20 protein-coding genes are annotated in these 23,442 nt (G+C 65.6%); 7 read left to right on the forward strand and 13 right to left on the reverse strand.

Translation table 11 applies throughout. The features are described 5' to 3' along the window. The first annotated feature begins 101 nt into the window (after positions 1-101). Positions 102-449 carry a hypothetical protein gene (locus QM618_RS03035; RefSeq protein WP_428094784.1) on the forward strand — a complete coding sequence of 116 codons (348 nt, stop codon included), beginning with the start codon at positions 102-104 and terminating at the stop codon, positions 447-449. Next, the gene (locus QM618_RS03040; protein ID WP_428094786.1) at positions 446-1,069 is read left to right on the forward strand and encodes a hypothetical protein; all 624 of its coding nucleotides are present in this window, start codon (positions 446-448) and stop codon (positions 1,067-1,069) included. Before QM618_RS03035 ends, QM618_RS03040 begins: the two co-directional genes overlap by 4 nt. Positions 1,070-1,081: 12 nt before the next feature. On the opposite strand, the gene QM618_RS03045 is transcribed toward QM618_RS03040, so the two are convergent. The 10 genes from QM618_RS03045 to QM618_RS03090 all read right to left on the reverse strand — a co-directional run bounded on the left by QM618_RS03045 (position 1,082) and on the right by QM618_RS03090 (position 10,834). Continuing rightward, entirely contained in the window at positions 1,082-1,543 is a 462-nt protein-coding gene (locus QM618_RS03045) for a T6SS immunity protein Tdi1 domain-containing protein (protein ID WP_428094788.1), read from the reverse strand. Positions 1,544-1,552: 9 nt separating this feature from the next. Then, positions 1,553-2,920, reverse strand: a complete 1,368-nt coding sequence (locus QM618_RS03050) for an NAD-dependent succinate-semialdehyde dehydrogenase (RefSeq protein ID WP_428094790.1) — start codon at positions 2,918-2,920, stop codon at positions 1,553-1,555. Between the two features lie 25 nt (positions 2,921-2,945). Further along, complete coding sequence (locus QM618_RS03055; protein WP_428094792.1) at positions 2,946-4,406, reverse strand: NAD-dependent succinate-semialdehyde dehydrogenase; 1,461 nt, start codon at positions 4,404-4,406, stop codon at positions 2,946-2,948. Then, the gene (gene gabT / locus QM618_RS03060) at positions 4,403-5,740 is read right to left on the reverse strand and encodes a 4-aminobutyrate--2-oxoglutarate transaminase (protein ID WP_428094794.1); all 1,338 of its coding nucleotides are present in this window, start codon (positions 5,738-5,740) and stop codon (positions 4,403-4,405) included. Before gabT ends, QM618_RS03055 begins: the two co-directional genes overlap by 4 nt. Positions 5,741-5,754: 14 nt before the next feature. After that, positions 5,755-7,080: an aspartate aminotransferase family protein gene (locus QM618_RS03065; RefSeq protein ID WP_428094796.1), complete on the reverse strand. Its 1,326-nt coding sequence runs from the start codon at positions 7,078-7,080 to the stop codon at positions 5,755-5,757. Positions 7,081-7,089: 9 nt separating this feature from the next. Further along, positions 7,090-8,571, reverse strand: a complete 1,482-nt coding sequence (locus QM618_RS03070; protein WP_428094798.1) for a CoA-acylating methylmalonate-semialdehyde dehydrogenase — start codon at positions 8,569-8,571, stop codon at positions 7,090-7,092. Positions 8,572-8,594: 23 nt separating this feature from the next. Beyond that, positions 8,595-8,870 (reverse strand): cupin domain-containing protein, encoded by a 276-nt coding sequence (locus QM618_RS03075; RefSeq protein WP_428094800.1) that lies wholly within the window; start codon positions 8,868-8,870, stop codon positions 8,595-8,597. After that, complete coding sequence (locus tag QM618_RS03080; protein ID WP_428094802.1) at positions 8,867-10,252, reverse strand: NAD(P)/FAD-dependent oxidoreductase; 1,386 nt, start codon at positions 10,250-10,252, stop codon at positions 8,867-8,869. The genes QM618_RS03075 and QM618_RS03080 overlap by 4 nt, the downstream gene beginning before the upstream one ends. Positions 10,253-10,343: 91 nt before the next feature. Then, positions 10,344-10,601, reverse strand: a complete 258-nt coding sequence (locus QM618_RS03085; RefSeq protein WP_428094804.1) for a hypothetical protein — start codon at positions 10,599-10,601, stop codon at positions 10,344-10,346. Between the two features lie 50 nt (positions 10,602-10,651). Then, complete coding sequence (locus QM618_RS03090) at positions 10,652-10,834, reverse strand: addiction module protein (RefSeq protein WP_428094807.1); 183 nt, start codon at positions 10,832-10,834, stop codon at positions 10,652-10,654. Between the two features lie 210 nt (positions 10,835-11,044). On the opposite strand from QM618_RS03090, the gene QM618_RS03095 reads away from it, so the two are divergent. After that, positions 11,045-12,418 (forward strand): aspartate aminotransferase family protein, encoded by a 1,374-nt coding sequence (locus QM618_RS03095; RefSeq protein WP_428094809.1) that lies wholly within the window; start codon positions 11,045-11,047, stop codon positions 12,416-12,418. A gap of 204 nt (positions 12,419-12,622) precedes the next feature. Here QM618_RS03095 and QM618_RS03100 read toward each other — a convergent pair whose 3' ends face one another. From QM618_RS03100 to pflB, 3 genes are all read right to left on the reverse strand, one after another. After that, positions 12,623-13,342: an ankyrin repeat domain-containing protein gene (locus tag QM618_RS03100; RefSeq protein ID WP_428094811.1), complete on the reverse strand. Its 720-nt coding sequence runs from the start codon at positions 13,340-13,342 to the stop codon at positions 12,623-12,625. Positions 13,343-13,548: 206 nt separating this feature from the next. Then, positions 13,549-14,355, reverse strand: a complete 807-nt coding sequence (gene pflA, locus QM618_RS03105; RefSeq protein ID WP_428094813.1) for a pyruvate formate-lyase-activating protein — start codon at positions 14,353-14,355, stop codon at positions 13,549-13,551. Between the two features lie 30 nt (positions 14,356-14,385). Then, positions 14,386-16,665, reverse strand: a complete 2,280-nt coding sequence (pflB, locus tag QM618_RS03110) for a formate C-acetyltransferase (RefSeq protein ID WP_428094815.1) — start codon at positions 16,663-16,665, stop codon at positions 14,386-14,388. A gap of 180 nt (positions 16,666-16,845) precedes the next feature. Here pflB and QM618_RS03115 point away from each other — a divergent pair, with 180 nt between their 5' ends. The 4 genes from QM618_RS03115 (at position 16,846) to QM618_RS03130 (ending at position 23,023) form a co-directional block, all read left to right on the forward strand. Further along, entirely contained in the window at positions 16,846-19,443 is a 2,598-nt protein-coding gene (locus QM618_RS03115; RefSeq protein ID WP_428094817.1) for a glycoside hydrolase family 2 protein, read from the forward strand. Between the two features lie 147 nt (positions 19,444-19,590). Then, positions 19,591-20,922, forward strand: a complete 1,332-nt coding sequence (locus QM618_RS03120; RefSeq protein ID WP_428094820.1) for an ABC transporter substrate-binding protein — start codon at positions 19,591-19,593, stop codon at positions 20,920-20,922. Positions 20,923-21,032: 110 nt separating this feature from the next. After that, positions 21,033-22,088, forward strand: coding sequence for a carbohydrate ABC transporter permease (locus QM618_RS03125; RefSeq protein WP_428094822.1), 1,056 nt, complete (start codon positions 21,033-21,035; stop codon positions 22,086-22,088). After that, entirely contained in the window at positions 22,085-23,023 is a 939-nt protein-coding gene (locus QM618_RS03130; protein ID WP_428094824.1) for a carbohydrate ABC transporter permease, read from the forward strand. Before QM618_RS03125 ends, QM618_RS03130 begins: the two co-directional genes overlap by 4 nt. The last annotated feature ends 419 nt before the right edge of the window (positions 23,024-23,442 follow it).

The raw sequence follows: 23,442 nt of genomic DNA on the forward strand, positions 1-23,442 counted from the left end.
CACAGGTGCGGTTGCGGAGCCGCGGGGGGCGCGGTTACCGTGGCAAAGGCGTAGCTGCGCGGAGGGTCCGCGGCTGGGGGTTGCGCCAAGGGGGTGTGTCCATGAAGAAGTGGGCCTCTATTGCCGTTCTGTTCTTCATTGCGTTGGTGGGGATCGCGGCGCCCGCCGCCGCGTATAGCCAGCGCACCACGTATCCGGGTGCCTCGGCGGTCACGTTCAAGGACGGAAGTTGTCAAGGCTATGGCGCCTCAGAGACTGACTTTGTGCATACGGTGCAAATGAGTCCCTTGGCAAATACATGCGACTTCATCCGGGTTCGCGCGAACTACAAGAACGGCGCCTGGGTGGGGTACTCCAACTGGAAGTCGGGACTGAACTACCTGCAGTTTGTGCCGCCGAGTGGCAGCACCGTGAACTTTGGCCAACACGGAATCGACTCATACCGTTGATACGGGTTGTCGTTGGCTCGTGTGTGGCGATCGTCGCGCTCACAGCGTGTTCTAGTGCTGTTCCTGAACCCAGCGCCAGTCCAACTGGAAGCGAGTTTGCGCTGCTCGCAACGGACGCGCTGAACGACGCACGGGCCAACGGCGCCTCGGACGCTCAGTTGCACATCATCGAGGATGCGATCGCAACGGGTGGCATCTCGTTCGATGCAATCCAAGAGGCCGTGCACGCCACGTTCGCGTGCTTCGACTCAGCGGGCGTGAGATATGAGGAGTTCGCGCCAGCGGTCACAAATGGAACGCTCTTCCCCAGTTACAGCTTTGAGGGCGAGGAAAAGACTGCGGTCGCCGACGAGTGCATTCACACGAACTCGGACTACGTAGAGATGCTCTACATGAGGCAGCCATCCGCTATCGAGGCTGGGCTCGATGCATTTGAGGCTGGCATGCCGGTGCTCATCGCATGCCTTCGAAGACTCGGATATGAACTCGACGACGACGTAACCGCGGATGAACTCAAGGCACTGCTGGTCATGCGCGAAGAAGACGTAGGCACGCCCCGGGAACAAGAGGCACTGGACCGCTTTGCGTGCGTCCGCGAGGCGGGGATCGAGGGCTGGTGAGCGTCCGCCGGCTCAGCCCAAGTTGACTCCCGAGATCTGAGTTCCTGGCGGCAGGTCTTTCACCTGGCGGTGGATTTGGCCCAACAGGTCAAGGGTGACAACAAAGTCCGACGCCCCGAGGTTGGCCGGATCGAGTTGACCGCCAAGCACGGGCGGCACCACGAAGGACAGCACTTGATCCTGGTCCGGCTCGATGCCATTCGCGGATGCCGCCTCCGCGAGGGCCACCATGAGGAACTGGTCCTGACCGTCCCTGGTGTTCACGGCCGCCTGGAGTTCTGCGCCGCTGTCCCACTCACGGGTCAGTTGGCCCGCGACCGTGTCGAGGTACCAGTACGCGCCGTCGGCGTCGCTAAAGAAGACGTCACCGAAGGGAGACGTGAAAACGGGCGTGAGCGAAGAAATCCCCGCCCACTCCCACTGCTCGAGCGCGGCGACGTACTGTTCCGGCGCGAACCGCCTGATTAGCTCCACGCGGCCACACTACGGCCCTACGCGCACCAGCTTCTTGTTCACAAACTCGTCCGCGGCAAGGAGCCCCATCTCGCGGGAGGTGCCGGATCGCTTCACGCCGCCAAAGGGCAGCTCGGGGCTGTCTGCGAGCACGATGTTGACGTAGACCATGCCAGCGTCGATGCCATTGGCCACGCGATCCGCCTGCTCAGGGTCCGTTGTGTACACGTAGGAACCAAGCCCAAAGCCCGTGTCGTTCGCGAGCGCGACTGCCTCGTCCTCAGAAGAGACTCTGTAGATAGTCGACGCCGGCCCAAAGAGCTCTTCGCGGTAGATGTCGTTCTCTCGAGTCACCCCAGTCAAGACCGTGGGCTGGAAGAACGCGCCATCGCGCGTGCCGCCCGTCACGAGCGTGGCACCCTGCGCCACCGCGCGGTTGACCTGGTCCTCGAGCCGATCCGCCGCGGCCAGCGAGGACAGCGGCCCAACCGTCGTCTCCCCAGAGAAGCCATCGCCAACAACCTGGTCCTTCATGAGCGCGGTGAACTTCTCCACGAACTCGTCGTACAGCGAGTCGATGACGATGAAGCGCTTGGGTGCGTTGCAGGACTGCCCGGAGTTGTCCAGGCGCGCCTCGGCCGCGGCGCCCACCACGGCGTCGAGGTCATCCGTCGACAGCAGGATGAAGGGATCCGAGCCGCCCATCTCGAGCGCCACCTTCTTGAGGTTCGCGCCGGCGAGCGCCGCCACCGCGGCCCCCGCACGCTCGGAGCCTGTGACCGACACACCGGCCACGCGCGGGTCCGCGATGATTGCGGCGGCCTGCTCGTTGCTCGCGTATACGTTCACGTACGCGCCCTCAGGGAAGCCCGCGTCCTTGTACATTTGCTCGATCGCGGCCGCGGATTCCGGGCACTGCGGGGCGTGCTTGAGGATGATCGTGTTACCCACCACGAGGTTAGGTGCCGCGAAACGAGCTACCTGGTAATACGGGAAGTTCCACGGCATGATGCCAAGCAGCGGGCCAATGGGGCTACGCCGGATCACGGCCGTCCCCTCGCCCAGAATCTCGATGGGCTGGTCCTTGGTGATGACCTCCCAGTTGTCCGCGTAGTACTCAGTGATGTCCGCCGCGAAGTCCACCTCACCCTCCGCGTGGGACAGCGGCTTGCCCATCTCGCGCACGATGATCGCGGCCAGGGTGTCCCTGCGCTCACGGTGCAGTTCGGCAACCTTGCGCAGCAGTTCCGCCCGCTCACTGGCCGACGTTGTGCGCGCCCAGTCGCGATACGCGCCTTCGGCGGCGGTCACCGCTGCAGAGATTTCGGCGTCGGTGGCGCCCGGGTAGGTGGCGAGCGTTTCTCCCGTGGACGGGTTAACGACGGCGTAGTCGGTCATGGCTGGCTCCCTCGGTGGTTTCGGCTCAGGTAGTGGGGATGAGCGTGTACTTCGTGGACAGGTATTCGTGGATGCCTTCAAGACCGCCTTCGCGGCCGAGGCCGGAGAGCTTGACGCCTCCAAAGGGTGCTGCCGCATTCGAGACAACGCCGACGTTCAGGCCCATCATTCCGGTCTCGAGGCGGTCGATCATGCGGTGGCCGCGAGCAAGATCCCTGGTATAGACGTAAGAGACGAGGCCGTAATCCGTGTCGTTGGCGAGCGCCACACCTTCGTCCTCGGTGTCGAACGTCGCGATCGCGAGCACCGGGCCAAAGATCTCGGTGGTGAGGATCTGGCTGCCTGGTTGCACGTCGGCCACCACCGTGGGCTCGAAGAACGAGCCCTCGCCGTCCACCGCCGAGCCGCCCGTGAGGACACGCGCGCCCTTAGCCACAGCGTCGGCCACAAGGTCGCGGCTGGTCTCCACGGCGCGGTCGTCGATGAGCGGGCCAATGTTCACGCCCTCGTCGGTGCCGCGCCCCACCTTCATCGCGGAGACGCGCTCGGTGACCTTGCGTGCGAACTCGTCGGCGACCGAGGAGTGCACGATGAAGCGGTTGGCTGCCGTGCACGCCTGGCCGATGTTCCGGAACTTGGCGGCCATCGCGCCCTCGACGGCGGCGTCGAGGTCCGCGTCCTCGAAGACGACGAACGGGGCGTTGCCGCCGAGTTCCATCGAGACGCGCAGCACGCGCTCCGACGCCTGCGCGATGAGCTTCTGGCCCACCTCGGTGGAGCCCGTGAAGCTGAGCTTGCGCAGGCGTGGGTCGGAGATGATCGGCGCGGACGTCTCGCGAGAGAAGTGCGTGGTGAAGACGTTGATCACGCCCGCCGGGAGGCCCACGTCCTGGAACGTCTTGGCCAGGTACAGCGTGGTGAGCGGCGTGAGCTCTGCTGGCTTGACCACCACGGTGCAGCCGGCCGCGAGCGCGGGCGCGATCTTGCGCGTCGCCATGGCGAGCGGGAAGTTCCAGGGGGTAATGAAGAAGCATGGGCCGACGGGTCGCTGGGCTACCACCATGCGTCCCGTTCCCTCGGGGTTGAGTCCGTAACGGCCCGTGATGCGCACGGCCTCCTCGGAGAACCAGCGCAGGAACTCGTTGCCGTACGCGACCTCGCCGCGTGCCTCCGCGAGCGGCTTGCCCATCTCGAGCGTCATGAGGAGAGCGAACTCGTCGGTGCGCTCCTTGACCAGCTCAAACGCGCTCCGCAGCAGTTCAGCGCGCACGCGTGGAGCCGTCGCCGCCCACTCGTCCTTGGCAGCAACGGCCGCGTCGAGAGCGCGCACGGCATCGTCGGCACGGGCCGAGGCGATGGTCGCCAGCACCTTGTTGGTCGCGGGGTCGTGAACGTCCAGGGTCTCCTCGGCTGCGGCGTCCACCCACTCGCCGCCGATGAACAGCTGTGTGGGGACCTGCGCCAGGAGGTCACTCTCGGAGATCACTTCAACCCCTCCAGCACGGATGCGACCACGTCCAGCCCCTCATCTAGCAGGTCAGACGGGATCGTCAACGGTGGCAGGAACCGGATGATGTTGCCGTACGTGCCACACGTGAGCACCACCACGCCTTGCGCAATGCAGCCCTTGGCGACGGCCGACGCGAGGGCGGGGTCTGCCTCATGGGTGCCGGGCTTCACGAACTCCACGGCAATCATCGCCCCGCGTCCGCGCACCTCGCCGATGCGAGCGTCAGCCTCTTGCATGGCGCCCAGACGCGTGAAGAGCGCCTCGCCGATGGTCTTGGCGTTCTCGATGAAGCCCTCGGTCTCGAAGGCCTCGATGGCTGCAAGCGCGGCGGCGCACGCGATGGGGTTGCCGCCGTACGTGCCGCCCAGGCCACCCGCGTGGGTCGCGTCCATGATCTCGGCGCGGCCGGTTACGGCCGCGAGGGGCAAGCCGCCGGCGATGCCCTTTGCCGTGGTGATGAGGTCGGGGACGATGCCGAACAACTCGGAGGCGAACATCGCGCCGGTGCGCGTGAAGCCGGTCTGCACCTCGTCGGCGATGAAGACCACGCCGTTCGCCGTGCACCATTCCGAGATGGCATTGAGGAAGCCGTCCGCGGGGACGATGAAGCCGCCCTCGCCCTGGATGGGCTCGATGATCACGGCCGCGAGGTTGGCGGCGCCCACCTGCTTGTCGATGACGGAAATAGCCCGCTTGGCCGCGTCCTCACCGGAGAGCCCGTCGTGGAACGGGTAACTCATGGGTGCCCGGTAGACCTCGGACGCGAAGGGTCCAAAGCCGCTCTTGTAGGGCATGGACTTTGCGGTGAGCGCCATCGTCAGGTTGGTGCGGCCGTGGTAGGCGTGGTCGAACGCGACCACGGCCTGGCGGCCCGTGAACTTACGCGCGATCTTGACGGCATTCTCCACGGCCTCTGCGCCGGAGTTGAACAGGGCAGACTTCTTGGCGTGGTCACCCGGCGTGAGCCGGTTGAGCGCCTCGGCCACGGCCACGTAGCCCTCGTACGGCGAGATCATGAAGCACGTGTGCGTGAAGGCCGCGGCCTGGCGCTGCACGGCCTCGACCACCTTGGGGTGCGAGTTGCCCACGGAGGTCACCGCGATTCCCGCGCCGAGGTCGATGAGCGAATTGCCGTCCGCGTCCACAATAACGCCGCCGCCGGCCGCAACCGCCGCGATCGGCACCGTGTGCGCAACCCCGGCCGCGACTGCGGCCGCCTTGCGCTCAAGCAGCTCCTTGGAAACCGGGCCAGGGATCTCGGTGACGATTTTGCGTTCCTGGGCCAGCGTCGGGCCGCCAATGGGTGTCATACCAGCGAGCGTAGTCACGAAGCCACCTCCGCGTCGGCTACGTTCAGCGCCTCGCCAAGCACGCCGAGGCCGCGAACCAGCTCGTCCTCGGTGATGACGAGCGGCGGGGCCACGTGCAAGCGGTTGAAGTGCGTGAACGGCCACACGCCGCCTGCCTTGGCCGCGGCCGCGAAGGCCACCATGGGCGCGTTTGCCGGGCCGGCCGCATTGAAGGGCACGAGCGGCTCGCGGGTCTCGCGGTCGCGCACGAGCTCCACGGCCCAGAACAGTCCGGTGCCGCGCACCTCGCCAACGCTGGGATGGGTCTCGAGCCAGCCCTCAAGTGTGGGACGGACGATGCGCTCACCAAGGTCCTTGACCCGCGCGAGGATGCCGTCTCGCTCGAATGCGTCGAACGTAGCGACGCCCGCCGCGCACGCGAGCGGGTGACCCGAATACGTCAGCCCACCAGGGAAGACGGTGTTGTCGAAGTGCTGCGAGATGCGCTCGCTGATCACCACGCCGCCAAGCGGCACGTACCCGCTGTTGATGCCCTTAGCGAAGGTGATGAGGTCTGGCTGCGCACCGCCGTCGGCCTGCCACGCGAACCATTCGCCAACGCGGCCAAAGCCCACCATCACCTCGTCGGCGATCCACACGATGCCGTACTTGTCGCACAGTTCGCGCACTCCCGCGAGGTAGCCGGGTGGTGGGATGAGCACGCCGTTGGTGCCCACGATCGTCTCGATGAGGATGGCGCCAATGGTCGAGGCGCCCTCGAGGATGATCGTCTGCTCCAGGTGCTCGAGCGCGCGCTGGCTCTCCTCCTCCGGAGTGCTCGCGTAGAACGCGGAGCGGTACAAGTACGGCCCAAAGAAGTGGACTACCGAGGGATCGGCGGGCTCGTTGGCCCACCTGCGCGGGTCGCCGGTTGCCGTGATGGCGGTGGTGGTGTTGCCGTGGTAGCTGCGGTACATCGTCAGCACCTTGCGCTTGCCCGTCACCAGGCGCGCCATGCGGATGGCGTTCTCGTTCGCGTCGGCGCCGCCGTTCGTGAAGAACACCTTGGCGAAGTGGCCGCCTGTCACCTCCACCACGCGGCGCGCCAATTCCCCGCGCACGTCCGACGCCATGGCTGGCTGGATCGTTGCCAGGGCTCCCGCTTGGGTCTGGATTGCTTGCACGAGGTCTGGGTGCTGGTGGCCGAGATTGAGGTTCACCAGCTGGCTCGAGAAGTCCAGATAGCTCTTGCCTGCCTCATCCCAGAAGGTGCTGCCCTCCCCGCGGACCACGTTCACGGGGTTGAGGGTGGCTTGCGCGCTCCACGAGTGGAAGACGTACTTGGGGTCGTTGTCGGTCATGGTGTTCTCTCAGTGGTTGCTCGGGAAGCCGAGCTCGATCTGCGACTCGCTCGCGTCGGGCCAGCGGGTGGTGATGACCTTGGAGCGCGTGTAGAAGTGGATGGACTCCGGGCCGTAGATGTGGCTGTCGCCGAACAGCGAGTTCTTCCACCCGCCGAACGAGTAGGCGCCGATAGGCACGGGGATGGGCACGTTGATGCCCACCATGCCCACCTCGATGTCCTGCTGGAACGCGCGAGCCGTGGCGCCGTCGCGCGTGAAGATCGCGGTGCCGTTGGCGAAGGCGTTGCCGTTGATGATGGCCACGGCCTCGTCGTAGCTCTGTGCGCGGACCACGGACAGCACAGGGCCAAAGATCTCGTCGTCGTAGACCTTCATGCCGGGCTTGACGTTGTCCACGAGGCTCGCGCCAAGGAAGTAGCCGTCGCCCTCGAACGCCCGAGTGGTGCCGTCGAGGACCACCGACGCGCCTTCGTCTGCGGCTCCCGTGACGTAGCCGGCCACGCGGTCGCGGTGCTCGCGCGTGATGAGCGGGCCCATGTCCGTTGCGGGGTCCGTGCCGTCGCCGATGCGCAGCGCGGTGGCGCGCTCGCCGATCTTCGCGATGATCGCGTCGGCCGTCGCCTCGCCAACGGCGACGAGCACCGAAATGGCCATACAGCGCTCCCCCGCCGCCCCGTACGCCGCGCCAACTGCAGCGTCGGCTGCGGCGTCGAGGTCAGCGTCGGGCATGACGATCATGTGGTTCTTGGCGCCGCCGAGCGCCTGAACGCGCTTGCCGTTCTTGGCCGAGGTCTCATAGATGTAGCGCGCGATAGGGGTGGAGCCCACGAACGAAACCGCGCCAATACCAGGGGCGTTGAGCAGCGAGTCCACCGCCACCTTGTCGCCGTGCATCACGTTGAAGACGCCGGCGGGCAAGCCCGCCTCCTCCCACAGCGCGGCGATGAAGTTGGCCGCGCTCGGGTCCTTCTCCGATGGCTTGAGGATCACCGCGTTCCCGCACGCGATTGCGGACGCGGACATCCACAGCGGCACCATCACGGGGAAGTTGAACGGCGTGATGCACGCAACCACGCCAACCGGCGCCTTGATCGTGTGCACGTCGACGCCGCCCGCGACTCCGGTGGAGTGCTCGCCCTTGAGCAGGTGGACGAGGCCCGCAGCGAACTCGACGTTCTCGATGCCGCGGCTGATCTCACCCTTCGCGTCACTGAGCACCTTGCCGTGCTCGCGCGTGACGATCGCCGCGAGGTCGTCCTGGCGCTCAACAAGAAGCTGACGCATGCGGAAGAAGACGTCCGCGCGCTTCACCAGTCCCGTGGCCGCCCACTTCTTCTGTGCCTCCTGGGCGAGCGCGATCGCCTGGCCCACCTCGACGGCCGTTGCGAACGCGACGCGGCCCGTCTCCTCGCCCGTGGCGGGGTTGAAAATCGCCCCGGTAGCAGCGCCTTCGCCAAACTCGGCTCCGGCAACGTGATGCTTCAACATGCTGTATCTGTTTCCTTGGTTCTCTAGCTGAGGTAAACCTTGCGGAGGGCCTCGCGGACGGTCCACACCGTCTGCATTCCCTCCTCGAGCCGGACCACGCTGCCCGGCCCAATCTCGATCGCCGGCAGCGCCGGGTCAACAAACTCAACGGTCGCGGCACCCTCGAGCACCACAAAGACCTCGTCGGCCTCCGTGTCCGGGTAGACCCCAGGCTCGCAGGTCCAGATGCCGACCTCGGCCCCGCGCCACTGGCCGAGCGCACCCTCTTCGGCGCTCGAGTAGTTCGCTCCAGCTATCACGAGTCAAATCCCATGCCCACGGCGTCGAGCGTCTTGAGCAGCAGGTTGCGCTTGCCCTTGTTGTGGTCCGCACGGTCAAGCGACCAGCGCGTGGCATTGATGCCGACGCTCGCGAAGGGCTCTGGCGGGAACGGCAAGGGACGCTCGCGCACCATCTGCAGTTGAGTGCGTTCCGTCTCCTCGCCCGCGAGCAAATCCAGCATCACGTTGGCGCCAAATCGCGTGGCGCCAACGCCCTCGCCGGTGAAGCCAAGCGCGTATGCCACGTTGCCGCCGCGAGCGGTGCCGTAGAACGCGCAGAAGCGCGTGCACGTGTCGATCGCACCAGCCCAACGGTGAGTGAACGTCACACCCTCTAGCTGGGGGAACGTCGTGAAGAAGTGGCTCGCCAACTTCTCATAGGACTCGGGCCGGTCTTCATATGCGCGGCGCACCTTGCGGCCCGAGTGATAGATCGCGTCATAGCCGCCAAAGAGGATGCGGTTGTCCGCGGTGAGCCGGTAGTAGTGGAACTGGTTTGAGCTGTCGGCAATACCGTGACGCCCCTCCCAGCCGATGCTTGCCATCTGCGCACTGCTCAGCGGCTCTGACATCAGCACGTAGTCATAGACCGGCACCGTCATGAGGCGATTGCGCTTGAGCAACGCAGGGAAGGCGTTAGTACCCAAGGCAACCTGCCGGGCGGTGACGCGACCGCGGTCTGTCACCAGCGTCGGGCCGTCTTCTAGCGAGCGCACGGGCGTGAACTCGTGAATCTGCACGCCAAGGTCGGTGGCAACGCGCGCCAGCTCCATCGCGAGCTTGCCTGGGTGCACAAGCGCTGTGCCGCGCTCGTCAATCGAACCCGCAAGGTACGTGGGCGAATTGACCAGTGCGCGCGTGGCCTCTCCGGAGAGCGCGTCGGGGCCTAACCACTCGATCTGGTGAGGCTCGGTGGCAACAGTGAGCGAGCCCGGGCGCTCAAAGTCGGCGGCGATGCGGTAGCGGGCAACGGTCGCCTCGAACTCGTCGAGGTTCTGCAGGCCCTGTCGGTAGAGCTCATCCGCCTCCTCGGGCCAGCGGTTCTCGCCGTTCTCCTCGCCGTGCGTGATGGTGGCCTCGCAGAAGCCGCCGTTGCGGCCCGAGGCCGCCCAGCCAACGCGCCGAGCCTCGAGCAGGATCACCGAGCGCTCGGGGTTGCGCTCTTTCGCGAGAACGGCCGTCCACAACCCGCTGTAGCCGCCGCCAACGATGACTAGGTCCGCGGACGCGTCGGTGTCGAGGCGCGGGTACGAGGGACGAGCGACGTCGTCGAGCCAGAACGGGGTCAGGCGGGAGTCCGCGAGCGCGGCGCGCACAACATCGTCGTTCGGTGCATGGCGTTCGAATACCGTGGCACCCACGGGTTATCACTCCCTGTCGGGACGCCGCTCAAGGGCGGCATCAAGAGAATGAAACCCGACGCTGGGGCGAGTTGGCAAGTGGGGGGTCGCTTCAGGCGTCCAGCCGTTGCGTCCAGTAGCCAGGCTCGCGGCGGTCGTGAGCGTATGCGATCACGAACACTGCGCCATCGACGACCAGGTAGATCACGCCGTAGGGGAATCCGGCGACTCCTTTGCGCCGTATGACCCGGGCGCCGGACCGCGTGAGCAAGACCGGCCATGCGCCGGGATCTTCCGCTATCGCACGTCGAGCAGAGCGAGTGGCATCGAGGAAGCGTTGAGCGACCTCCGGGTCCTCGAACCACGCCATGGCCGCGCGCAACTCTCGGCTCGCATCTGGATGCTCCCGCTGCGGGCCACTCACTGGGCGCTGGTGCGGAGTTCTGCAGACAGTTCGCGATAGGTCTGCTCAGCATCGGCGAGTTCCACACGCCCCTGGACTACGTCCTCAACACGCCGCTCGATCTCGGCGAGCCAAGCATCGCTGATCTCCGCGTCAGGCGCGGGAGCGTGCAGTTCTGCGTCCTCGGACTCGTGAGTCATGTCTTCGAGTGTATGGCGGGGCCACGACACGGGCCAGGACCCGGCCCGCGCCTGTGGAAAACCGCCGAGCGGGTGCCGACCTAGCGTCGGGCCGAATGGCCAGGTACCCTGGCTACGGCATTTGTGCTTTGCCCCACCAGCGCCAGGCCGGCGGCGGGGCCCAATCACAGCACTGAAGCCCACTGCCAGGCCGGGTGGGCGGAGAACACCATGGCCATCACCATTGACCGCGATCGCATCAACCAACTGATCGCGGAACAAACGGAACTGCTCAACAACAACACGCAGAAATCGCGCGAGATGTATGAGCACGCGTCGCAGCACCTCAGCGGCGGCGTTGCCTCCTCGTACCAGGGGCGCGACCCCTGGCCCATCTACATCTCGTCTGGCGCGGGCGACCGCATCACGGACGTGGACGGCAACGAGTACTACGACTTCCACAACGGCTTTGGCTCGATGGTGCAAGGGCACGCGCACCCCGCGATCGGCGAGGCCGTGGCCAAGCGCTTCCCGCTCGGCACGCACTTTGGCGTCGCCACAGAGGATTCGGTGCTGGTCGCCGACGAACTTGCCCGACGCTGGGGCCTGCCCAAGTGGCGCTTCACCAACTCGGGTAGCGAGTCCACGATGGACGCGATCCGCATCGCCCGCGCGTACACGGGCCGCGACACCGTGATGAAGATCTTCGGCTCGTACCACGGGCACCACGACACCGTGATGGTGTCGATCGGTGTGGAGTACGACAAAATCGGCGACCGCGAAAACTACGCCTCGCTCCCCTACGGGGCCGGCATTCCCCAGGCCACCGTGGACATGACGGTCGCCGTGCCGTTCAACGACGCGGGTGCGATGGAGCGCCGCATCGAGCGGCTCGCCGCCGAGGGCCGCCTTCCCGCGTGCGTGATCATGGAGGCCGCCATGATGAACCTCGGCGTCGTCCTCCCGGAGCCCGGCTATCTCGAGGCCGTGCGCGAGATCACCGCGCGCCATGGGATTGTGCTGATCTTCGACGAGGTCAAGACCGGCCTCGCGATTGCGGCCGGCGGTGCCACCGAAAAGTTCGGCGTGAAGCCGGACATGGTGACGCTCGCCAAGGTGCTCGGCGGCGGTCTGCCCTCGGGAGCCATCGGCGGCACGGAAGAAGTGATGGCGGTGGTCGAGGACGGCACGGTCTACCAGGTGGGCACCTACAACGGGAACCCGCTGTCGATGGTCGCCGCGCGCGCGTCGCTCGAGGAGGTGCTGACGCCCGAGGCGTACGCGCACCTCGCCGCGCTTAACGACCGCATCGTCGCCGGGTGCCAGGCTGTCATCGAGAAGTACGACCTCCCCGGCTACGCCATCGGCATCGGCTCCAAGGGCTGCGTGACGTTCTCCACGGCCAAGATCACGGACTACGAGACGTTCAAGGAGAACCAGGACGTCCCGCTGTGCGACCTCGCGTGGCTGTGGAACATGAACCACGGCATCTTCATGACCCCCGGCCGCGAAGAGGAGTGGACGCTCTCTGTGGTCCACACCTTCGAGGCCGTGGACGAGTACGTGCGCGTGTTTGACGAGCTGGCGGCCGCTCTCACCGCGTAAACACGTGGGCGCCGGGCCGTGTACTGAGGTGCGGCCCGGCGTTCACCCCCATGCTCGCTCGGTCTGCGACGGACCAGTCCCGGGTTGATCCGTCATCTTCCGCGAAAACGCGGAACGCAACGGGCCACATCGCGCCACGTCCGTCAGGTTCCGCGCGCTGTCTCCCTGCCCGACGCTGTGGTCACCACTACGCTGTGGTCACCATTACGCGGCGGGCACCACGGTGCCGAGGTAGTCGGCGATCTGCTCTCGCCCGGGCGCCTTGGCAGCATCGATAGCGGTCTTGCCGTCGCTGCCCTGCAAGTACGGATCGGCGCCCGCCTCCACGAGGGCCTGCACCACCTCGGGCGACCCGCCGTTCACTCCATAGACGAGGATCGGAAAGTCCCCGTGTTCGTCGGTCACGATCACGTTAGGGTCCGCACTCAGCGACAACAACACCTTCACGGTGTCGAGGTTCCCCGCGTAGGCGGCCGTCGCAAGCGGCCAACCGCGATAGTTCACCGATCCCGTCGTGGTCCCACCGTGGTCAAGGATGAAACGCATCATCTCGGCATCGCCGTACTGCGCGGCGACGGTGGTGTGCGACCACTCATCGGTCTCCACGAGCGCTCCCGCATCGAGCAGGAGTTGGGCCATTTCAATGTTGTTGGCGACGATCGCGCGGCTGAGCGGCGTGGCGTCGTCGAGCCAGTAGTTAGGGTCCTGGCCAGCGTTCAGGATCGCCGTCACGGCACCCATGTCGCCCGCCCGCACCGCCTCCATGAGTTCGTCTTCGAGGTCGCTCGCGGTCACAGTCACCTGGGGTGTGTGGGAGACGGACGGTTGCGGCGTGCCCTGTAGCTCGTCGGCGTCAGTGCACCCGGCAAGCGTCACGGCCGCGGCGATCAGCGCGGCGAACGCCGCGGGCAGTCCTCGCCTCACGCCCACCTCCCTTTGCGAAACAACCTAGTTGACGCGTGGGTCATGGCATCGTGCGACGGGCCAGCCGCAGGTTGATCCGTCATCTTCCGCGAAAGCGCGGAATGCAACGGACCAGATCCCGCTCAACCCGTCAGTCTCCGCGGAGCCCCACCCTGCCCGACGCTGCGGATAGTTTCGTACGAAAGCCCACCACCCCGTCGGGCTGGCTACATCGCGTTGATGCCGTGCGCCTTGAACTGTTCGCGCACTCGGTCCACGAGCTCCGGCTCTGGCGAGCGGGTGTTCTCGAGCAGGTACGGCTCGCCCGTGGCGGCCCACTTTTCGCGGCCAAGTTGGTGGAAGGGCAGCACCTCGAGGCGCTCCACGCAGTCCAGGGTCTCGACGAAGGAGGCAATCGCCTCCACGTTCTCCTCGGCATCCGTCAGCCCTGGCACCAGCACAAACCGGATCCACATGGTCTTGCCAAGGCGCGACAGCCGCGAGGCAAAATCCAGCGTGGGCTGCATGGGCCGGCCCGTCACTCGCTGATAGGTCTCGGCGAGGCCAGACTTGATGTCCAGCAGCGTGAGGTCCACATAGTTGAGGTCGTCATCGGAGAGCCGCGACCCCAGCAGCCCAGCGGTATCCAACGCCGTGTGAATGCCCAGATCGTTGCAGCGGCGGAACACGTTCATCACGAACTTCGCCTGCAGCAGCGGCTCTCCGCCTGAGATGGTGAGCCCGCCGCCCGTGACCTTCATGATGGTCGCGTACCTGGTAACTCGCTCCATCACCTCATCGACGGTGTGCCGCACGCCGTCACGCATGCGCCACGTGTCCGGGTTCTGGCAGAACTGGCAGCGCATGCCGCAGCCCGCCATGAACAGGGTCATGCGGGTGCCGGGCCCGTCCACGCCAGTGGACAGATCCCACGAGTGCACCGATCCCGTCAGGTGGTCGCGGATGGCCTCGCTGTGAACGAGCTCCTCGTCCGCGACCACCATGTACGGGGTCGGCAGATCAACGCTTGACATCACATTCCTCCGGGGAAAGGAACGGGTGGGCTAAAGGCCCGCGTGGAACGTGCGGCTCAGCACGTCGAGCTGCTGCTCGCGCGTGAGGCGAACAAAGTTCACGGCGTATCCGGAGACACGGATCGTGAGCTGCGGGTAGTTCTCGGGGTGCTCCATGGCGTCCTCGAGGACCTCGCGGTTGAGCACGTTCACGTTGACGTGGAACCCGTGGCTGACGTTGTACGCGTCCAAGATGCCCACCAGGTTCTTGACCTGCTCGTCCTTGTTGCGCCCAAGGCCGCTCGGAACAACCGTGGTGGTCAGCGAGATGCCGTCCTGGGCCTGGTCGTAGGGCAGCTTGGCCACGGAAAGGGCCGACGCTAGAACGCCGTGGTTGTCACGTCCATTCATGGGGTTGGCACCTGGGGCAAACGGCTCGCCTGCGCGGCGTCCGTCTGGCGTGTTTCCGGTTGCCTTGCCGTAAACCACGTTCGACGTAATGGTGAGCACGGACTGCGTGTGGGTGGCGTTGCGGTAGGTGGGCTGCTTGCGGATCTTGTCCATGAAGCGGCCAACCAGGTCCACCGCGATCTCGTCGGCACGGTCGTCGTCATTGCCGTAGGTGGGGAACTCGCCCTCCACGGTGTAGTCGATGACAAGGCCGGACTCGTCGCGAACGGGCGTCACCTTGGCGTACTTGATGGCAGACAGGGAGTCCGTTGCCACCGACAGGCCGGCGATGCCGCAGGCCATGGTGCGCAGGATGTTCTTGTCGTGCAGCGCCATCTCGATGCGCTCATACGCGTACTTGTCGTGCATGTAGTGGATGCAGTTGAGGGCGTCCACGTACGTCTCGGCGAGCCAGTCCATGAGCTTGTCGAACGCGGCGTAGACCTCGTCGTAGTCCAGCACGGCGCCGCCAACGGGGGCGGAGACGGGAGCAACCTGCTTGCCAGAGATCTCGTCGCGTCCACCGTTGATCGCGTAGAGCATCGCCTTGGCGAGGTTCACGCGAGCACCGAAGAACTGCATCTGCTTGCCCACGCACATCGCGGAGACGCAGCACGCGATGGCGCTGTCGTCGCCCCAGGCGGGACGGATCAGTTCGTCGGACTCGTACTGGATCGCGGACGTGTCGATCGACACCTGTGCGCAGTACTCCTTGAAGCCCTGCGGAAGGCGGTCGGACCAGAACACCGTGAGGTTCGGCTCCGGGGCCGGACCCAAGTTGTACAGGGTCTGCAGGTAGCGGAACGAGGTGCGCGTGACCAAAGGCCGCCCGTCCTCGCCCATGCCGCCGATGGTCTCGGTGACCCACGTGGGGTCGCCGGAGAACAGCGCGTCGTACTCAGGGGTGCGCAGGAAGCGGACGATGCGCAGCTTGATCACGAAGTCGTCGATGATCTCTTGCGCCTCGGACTCTGTGAGCAACCCGGCCGCGATGTCGCGCTCGATGAACACGTCGATGAACGTGGAGGTGCGGCCGAGGGACATCGCCGCGCCGTTCTGCTCCTTCACCGCTGCGAGGTACGCGAAGTACAGCCACTGCACGGCCTCCTTGGCCGTTGCCGCGGGCTTGGAGATGTCGAAGCCGTACGAGGCCGCCATCTGCTTGAGTTCCTTGAGCGCCTTGATCTGCTCGGAGTTCTCTTCGCGGTCGCGAATGACGTCCTCGGTGGAGCGCTCCATGTCGAGCTCCATCCGGTCAACCTTCTTCGCCTCGATCAGCGCGTCGATGCCGTACAGCGCAACGCGGCGGTAGTCGCCGATGATGCGGCCACGGCCGTATGCGTCGGGCAGGCCAGTGACGATGTGCGAGGAACGCGCCGCGCGCACGTTGGGCGGGTAGACGTCGAACACGCCGTCGTTGTGCGTCTTGCGGTATTGGCTGAAGATCGTCTCGAGCTGCGGGTCAACCGGGTAGCCATAGGTCTCGAGCTCTTTGACCACCATGCGCCAGCCGCCGAATGGCATGATCGCGCGCTTCAGAGGGGCGTCGGTCTGGAGGCCAACGATGACCTCGTTGTCCTTGTCGATGTACCCGGGAGCGTGGGACGTGATCGAGGCAGGCGTCTGCCAGTCGATGTCGTACACGCCCTTCTCGCGCTCTTCAGGGAACATCGCGCTGAGCTTGTCCCACACCGCGGTGGTGCGCTCGGTAGCGCCCGCGAGGAACGAGCCGTCGCCCTCATACGGCGTGTAGTTCGCTTGGATAAAGCCCCGCACGTCGATGCTGTCGCACCACTCACCTGCCGTGAAGCCCCTCCACGCGTGTGCGCGGGGGTCGTCCGAGTCGTTGATAGCGCCCGTGTTGACGGCTTCCGTTGTCATTTCTGCCTCCCTGTCCTTGGCCCTTGTGAGGCACTCCGGTTCGCGATTCTGTATGTCTGCGTTGACCGATACCTACAACCTAGGCCGCAATACTCCGCCTCGCATGGGACCTAAGTACCCAGGCTTGAAAGGGCCGACGCCGTGGCAGACTTTGCATATCCACCCACCTTGGAAGGGCTCATGACTGCCGTAACGCTCCTGGCCAACCCGCTTCGCGAGGGCTGGACCCTCTCTCACACCGCGGGCGACGCCCCCTCCGCCATCGCTGGCGCCACCATCGACGCCGAGGTTCCCGGCACCACGCACACGGACCTGTTGCGCGCGGGGCTCATCCCGGACCCGTACTACGGCACCAATGAGAAGGACCTCCAATGGATGTGGCGGTGCGACTGGCGCTACTCCACCGAGTTCGCGGCGACGGAGCCCACCGCGGGTGAGCGCGTTGACTTGGTCTTCGATGGTCTCGACACCGTGGCAACCATCAGCCTCAACGGCCACCAGGTGGGCCGCACGGCCAACATGCACCGCTCCTACCGCTTTGACGTGCGCGAGGCACTCGAGGCCGGGGCCAACCGCCTCGACGTGGACTTTTCCTCCGCCCTTGAGTACGCGCTCGCGCGCGAGGAGCAGCTAGGCGACCGTCCTCGCCCGCAGCCCAACCTCGAGCTCATCGCCGAGGCCGCGCGTCAGGGCGTCATCGATGGCGACCCAGACGAGATCCTCAAGGGCACGCGCAACTACCCGCACCCCTTCAACACCATTCGCAAGATGGCGTGCTCGTTTGGATGGGACTGGGGGCCAGACCTGCAGACGGCTGGCATCTGGAAGGGCGTGCGTATCGAGCGCTGGCGCGTTGCTCGCTTCGCCGCGGTGCGCCCGCTTGTGACCGTTGAGGGCACCACCGGTGTGGTCACCGTGCACGTTGACGTAGAGCGAGCGTCCGACGCTCCGCTCACCGTGGTCGCAAAGGTGGGCACTGCCGAGGCGAGTGTTGAGATCGACGGAACCGCAGCGTCGGGCAGTGTGCGTGTAGAGGTACCCAACGCGGACCTATGGTGGCCCATTGGCTATGGCGACGCGGTCTTGCACACGCTCACGGTGGAACTGCACAGCGCGGACGAGCACCTGGATAGCTTTGAGCGCCGGATTGGCTTCCGCACCATTGAGATTGATCAGAAGGGCGGCGCGTTCACGTTCGTGGTGAACGGCAAGAAGGTGTTCGTCAAGGGCGCCAACTGGATTCCGGACGACCACCTGATGACGCGCATCATGCGCGAGCGCCTGGTGCGCCGCGTGGAGCAGGCCACCGCCGCCAACATGAACCTGCTGCGCATCTGGGGCGGCGGGATCTACGAGACGGACGACTTCTACGACGTGTGCGACGAGCGCGGTGTGATGGTGTGGCAGGACTTCCTGTTCGCGTGCGCGGCCTACGCCGAGGACGCGGAGACGGTCGCCGAGGTTGAGGCAGAGGTGCGCGAGAACGTCACGCGCCTTGCTCCTCACGCGAGCCTCGTGATCTACAACGGCTCCAACGAGAACGTGTGGGGCTGGTGGGACTGGGGCTGGCAGCAGGCGATGGCCGCGACTGGGCTCGAGGGCTGGGGGCAGAAGTACTACGAGGAGGTGCTGCCCACGATCCTCGCGGAGCTGGACCCCACGCGCCCCTACACGCCCTCGTCGCCGTTCTCCACGCACCCCTATAAGGATGACGTGCACCCCAACGACCCCACGGTGGGCACGGTGCACGAGTGGAAGGTCTGGAACCAGATCGACTACACCCACTACGCGGACTACGCGCCGCGGTTCTGCTCGGAGTTTGGTTTCCAAGGGCCGGCAACGTGGGCCACGATGCTCGCCAACCTGCCCTCGGAGGGCTTCGACAAGACCTCCGAGGTGTGGCTCGCCCACCAGAAGGCGGACAAGGGCAACGACAAGCTGCTCGCGGGGTACGTGCCGCACCTTCCGGACAGCGACGACTTCGAGACGTGGCACTGGATCACGTCGCTCAACCAGGCGCGCGCTATCGAGTTCGGCATTGCGCACTACCGCTCGTGGTGGCCGCACACGGCTGGCGCGATCGTGTGGCAGCTCAACGACTGCTGGCCCGTGACCTCGTGGGCGGCCGTTGACGGCGAGGAGCGGCCAAAGCCGCTGTACTACGCCCTCAAGAAGGTCTTTGAGCCTCGCCTACTCACGTTCCAGCCCCGTGGGGCCGACGGCGGGGTTGAGGTGGGCGGTACGGCTCACCTCGTCGCGGTGAACGACAGCGATGAGAGGTGGAGCGAGACGCTCACCTTCACACGCATGGCGCTCGACGGCACGGAGTTGGCGGTGGCCACGGCGCACCTGAGTGCAGGTGCCCGCGAGACCGTCACGATCGAGGTGCCGTCTCACGTGCTCTCCCCTGCGGATGCGAGGGGGGAGATTCTGGTGGCCGACGCCGGGTACCCCGGCGACGTGGAACACGTGCGCGCGGTGTGGACCTTCGCGGAAGACAAGGACATCGCCTACGAGGCGGCGCCGTACACGGCGACCGCTCGCAAGGTGGACGGCGGCTACGAGATCGAGGTGCGCGCCCACGGGTTCGTCAGGGATCTCACGGTGCTGGCAGACAAGGTGGATCCCGAGGCTGTTGCCGACGCCGCCCTGCTCACGCTGGTAGCCGACGACCGCGCTGTGGTGACCATAGCGTCGGGCAGCGATGTGGAGCCGGAGGCCTTCCTCGCCCCCAACGTCCTCGTTTCCGTGAACTCTTTGGTGGCTGCGGCGCGCTGACACGCGGCACGAATCGAAACGTTCCCAAGAGGCGTCCGGATCGTAATCAATCCGTGACCGTCCGAATGCTCGAAACGTTTTGCGTGACGCTACAGTGGCATTGCGTCCCAACGAGGGGGCGCCGCATGAACCAAAGGGGATTCAACAATGAAGTGGACTCGATCCCGTACGGCGACGGTGCTCGCTGTTGGTACGGCCTCGGCGCTCCTGCTCTCCGCCTGCTCATCCAGCGAGGACCCGACCACGTCGGCTGCTCCCACGACCGAGGCGCCCGTCGACAAGACGCCGGTTACCCTCAACGTCAACTACTGGGGCAACTTCGGTCTTGAGGATGGCACGCTGATTGCCGAGTACACCGCGGACCACCCGTGGGTGACGATCAAGACGAACATCGGTGAGTACGGTGCTCAGCACGACGCTCTGCAGCAGGCGCTCATCGCCGGCTCTGGCGCCGCGAACATCGCCGCCATCGACGAGGGCTACACGGCCGGCTTCGTTGCCCAGGCTGAGGGCTTCGTCAACCTGCTTGACCTTGGTGCTGGCAAGTACAAGGAGAACTACCTCCCGTGGAAGTGGGCCCAGGCCTCCAACGCGGACGAGTCGGTGACCATTGGTCTCGGCACGGACGTCGGTGGTCTCGCGCTCTGCTACCGCACGGACCTCTTCGAGGCCGCTGGCATCCCGACCGACCGCGCTGAGGTTGACGCCGCCATTGGCGACACCTGGGCCGGCTTCATCGACCTGGGCAAGAAGTACCAGGAAGGCTCGGACGGCAAGCACTGGGTGGACAACGCCACCAACATCCTCAACCCCGTCATGACCCAGCTGGGTACCGGCTACGCGTTCTACAACAAGAACAACGAGCTGGACATGGAGGCTGCAAAGCCTGCGTTCGACCAGGCCATGGCCGTCATCGACGCTGACCTCTCCGCTGGCATCGCGCTCTGGTCTGACGACTGGAACACGGGCTTCGCGAACGGCTCCTTCGCCGTTCTCGCCTGCCCCGCGTGGATGATGGGTTACATCCAGGGTCAGGCCCCTGAAACCTCTGGTAAGTGGGACGTCGCTGACATCCCCGGCCCCGGTGGTAACTGGGGTGGCTCGTTCTGGACCATTCCGGACCAGTACGACGAGCACACCACTCAGGAGTCCTACAACTTCATCGAGTGGCTGATCCAGGCCGACCAGCAGATCGCCATCTTCCAGACGATCGGTAACCTGCCTTCGCAGGAGTCGCTCTACGACAACCCTGACATCCAGGGCTTCACGAACGAGTTCTTCTCGAACGCTCCGGTTGGTGCGATCTTCACGAAGACCGCTGCCGACATCCCCGGTGCGATCTACTACGCCCCCAAGAACGCCGCGGTCTCCACCGCTGTTCAGGGCGTGCTGAACGACGTTCAGTCCGGCAAGATCAAGTCTGCCGACGCTTGGGACGCTGCAATCGAGGCCGCCGAGAAGGCCGACGCTGCCGCGTAATCCGAACCACGTCACAATGCGGACGGGGGCGGGTCGCAAGACCTGCCCCCGTTTCGCGTGGCGAGCATTAGCATCGGATCACGAGGTTTCCTTACCAACGGAGGTAACACATGTCCGCCAAGAGCGTCGAGGCCACTGAGGCCAACGCTGCAGGCACGGACGACGACGCGGGTGTGCAGCGCCGGGCGCGGGGGCCAAAGTCCTCGATTTGGGCCCGCTTCGACCACGCCGTCGTTCCCTACATCTTGATTTCCCCCTTCTTTATCTTGTTTGTCGCGTTCGGCATCTTCCCGATCGTGTACAGCGCACTGATTTCTTTCCAGTCGTATCGCAACGAGTACCCCGTCAGTCGCACGGGCACCTCGACCAACATCTTCACGCAGCGTTGGGTTGGGCTTGAGAACTTCGAACGGACGCTTACCAGCTTTGACTTCTGGCAGGCGATCTTCAACACGTTCGGCCTCTTCATCCTCTCGGCCGTTCCGCAGCTGATTCTCGCCCTCATCCTCGCCTCGCTCCTGAACCGCCGTCTGCGAGCGCAGTCGGTGTTCCGCATCGGCATCCTGATTCCCTACATCACCCCCATCGTCGCCTCGTCGATCGTGTTCGCCACGTTCTTCGCCCGCGATGGCGGCCAGGCAAACTGGATCCTGAGCCTCTTTGGCGTCGAGACAACGTACGGAACGCGAACTATCGAAGGACTCGACTGGCGCGCAGAGCGCTGGTCAGCGTGGCTCGCGCTCGTCATCATGATCGACTGGAAGTGGACCGGCTACAACGCCCTCCTGTACTTGGCTGCCATGCAGTCCATCCCCAAGGATGTCTACGAGGCCGCCGCGCTTGACGGCGCTGGCGCATGGCGTCAGCTGTGGTCCATCACGGTTCCCATGATTCGTCCCATGGTGATCTTCACCGTGGTCCTCTCCACCATCGGCTCCCTCCAGTTGTTCGCAGAGCCGGTGCAGTTCGATGAGAACCCGGCTTCTGGTTCTGGTGGTGGTAACTCCCATATCTGGCGAACAGTCGCGCAGCTCATCTGGCATACCGGATGGAATGAAACCAACTTCGGCTTCGCGGGCGCGATGTCGTGGGTGCTGTTCGTGATCGTCGTGGCGGTTGCCGCAATGAATGGTTGGTTGTCCAACAAGATCGGAGGCCGCAAGTGAGCGCCGCAACTGCTGAGCTTGAGGCCCCGCAGGAAGAAGCTGCCAAGCAGAACAACCCTGCGCTGCTCGGTCGCTCCCCTCAGGACACCCCGGCCGGTTGGGTCAACTACATCCTGCTGTCCTTCGTCCTGCTGATCGGCTTCTGGCCCATCTACTGGGCGGGCATCATCTCCACGTGGAAGGAAGACAAGGTCTACGTTGACGGATTCCCCACGTGGACTCCTGGGCCGTACTTCTCCTTCAACTGGAACCTGATCAACGGCGGCAACGAGCCCTCGTACCCCTCCTACGACTCCGTGCAGTTCCTGCGGTCCGCAGCGAACTCGCTCATCGTCGTGGCAGTGGTTGTGGCCGGAACGCTGTTCTTCTGCTCGCTGGCCGGCTTCGCCTTCGCGAAGCTGCGCTTCCGTGGCCGTGACCCGCTGTTCTACTTCGTGGTCATCACGCTGACGATTCCGGCCCAGCTGGGCATCGTGGGCGCGTACCAGATCATGCAGGCGCTCGGCTGGATCGGCACCCTATGGGCGGTGACAGTCCCTGCCTTAGTCTCGGCGTTCGGCGTGTTCTATATGCGCCAATTCATCGAGGACGCCATCCCGGACGAGATCATCGAGTCCGCTCGCGTTGACGGTGCCTCCACGTTCCGCGTGTACACGGCCATCGTGCTCCCCACGCTGCGTCCCGCACTTGGTGTGCTTGGACTCATCGCGGCGGTGGGCGCCTGGAACGAGTACATCTGGGCGCTGGTTGCCGTTGGTGGCACCACGTGGCAGACCATCGGCCCCGCCCTGCACAACCTCCGTGCTGGCTCGGTGCCCAAGACCTCCATCATCCTGACCGGATCGTTCCTCGCGACCGTTCCGCTGATCCTGCTGCTCTTCGTGGCTGGACGTCAGATTGTGCGAGGCATCATGGACGGCGCCGTCAAGGCGTAGTCCACACCTCTTCAGCAGGGGCGGCTCCGGGAGACCGGGGCCGCCCTTGTTGCGTGTGGGCGCGGGCGTCGGTTCAGCGGGTGGGGCTCGTGCGGCCGGTCCTCCACCCGCGCCTGGCCCGGGCTCCCTCGAGTCGCCGGGGCCGCCTCACGCGGCCGCGGGCCGCTTACCAAGTACAGTGCGTCGTGGCGGCACCCAGCGCGTCGTAAGGCCCCTATGCGACGCCTCACGTACCGCCAGCGCGCATCCAGGTACGGCTGGCGTCGGCCACGGTTGCCACGGGCCGGCTCCAGTGCCCGGGCCTCCCCACGCACCACGCACCCGCGGGCCGCTCACCAAGTACAGTGCGTCGTGGCGGCACCCAGCGCGTCGTAAGGCCCCTATGCGACGCCTCACGTACCGCCAGCGCGCATTCGGCC

The organism is Demequina sp. (genome assembly GCF_049841215.1).
GTDB lineage: Bacteria > Actinomycetota > Actinomycetes > Actinomycetales > Demequinaceae > Demequina.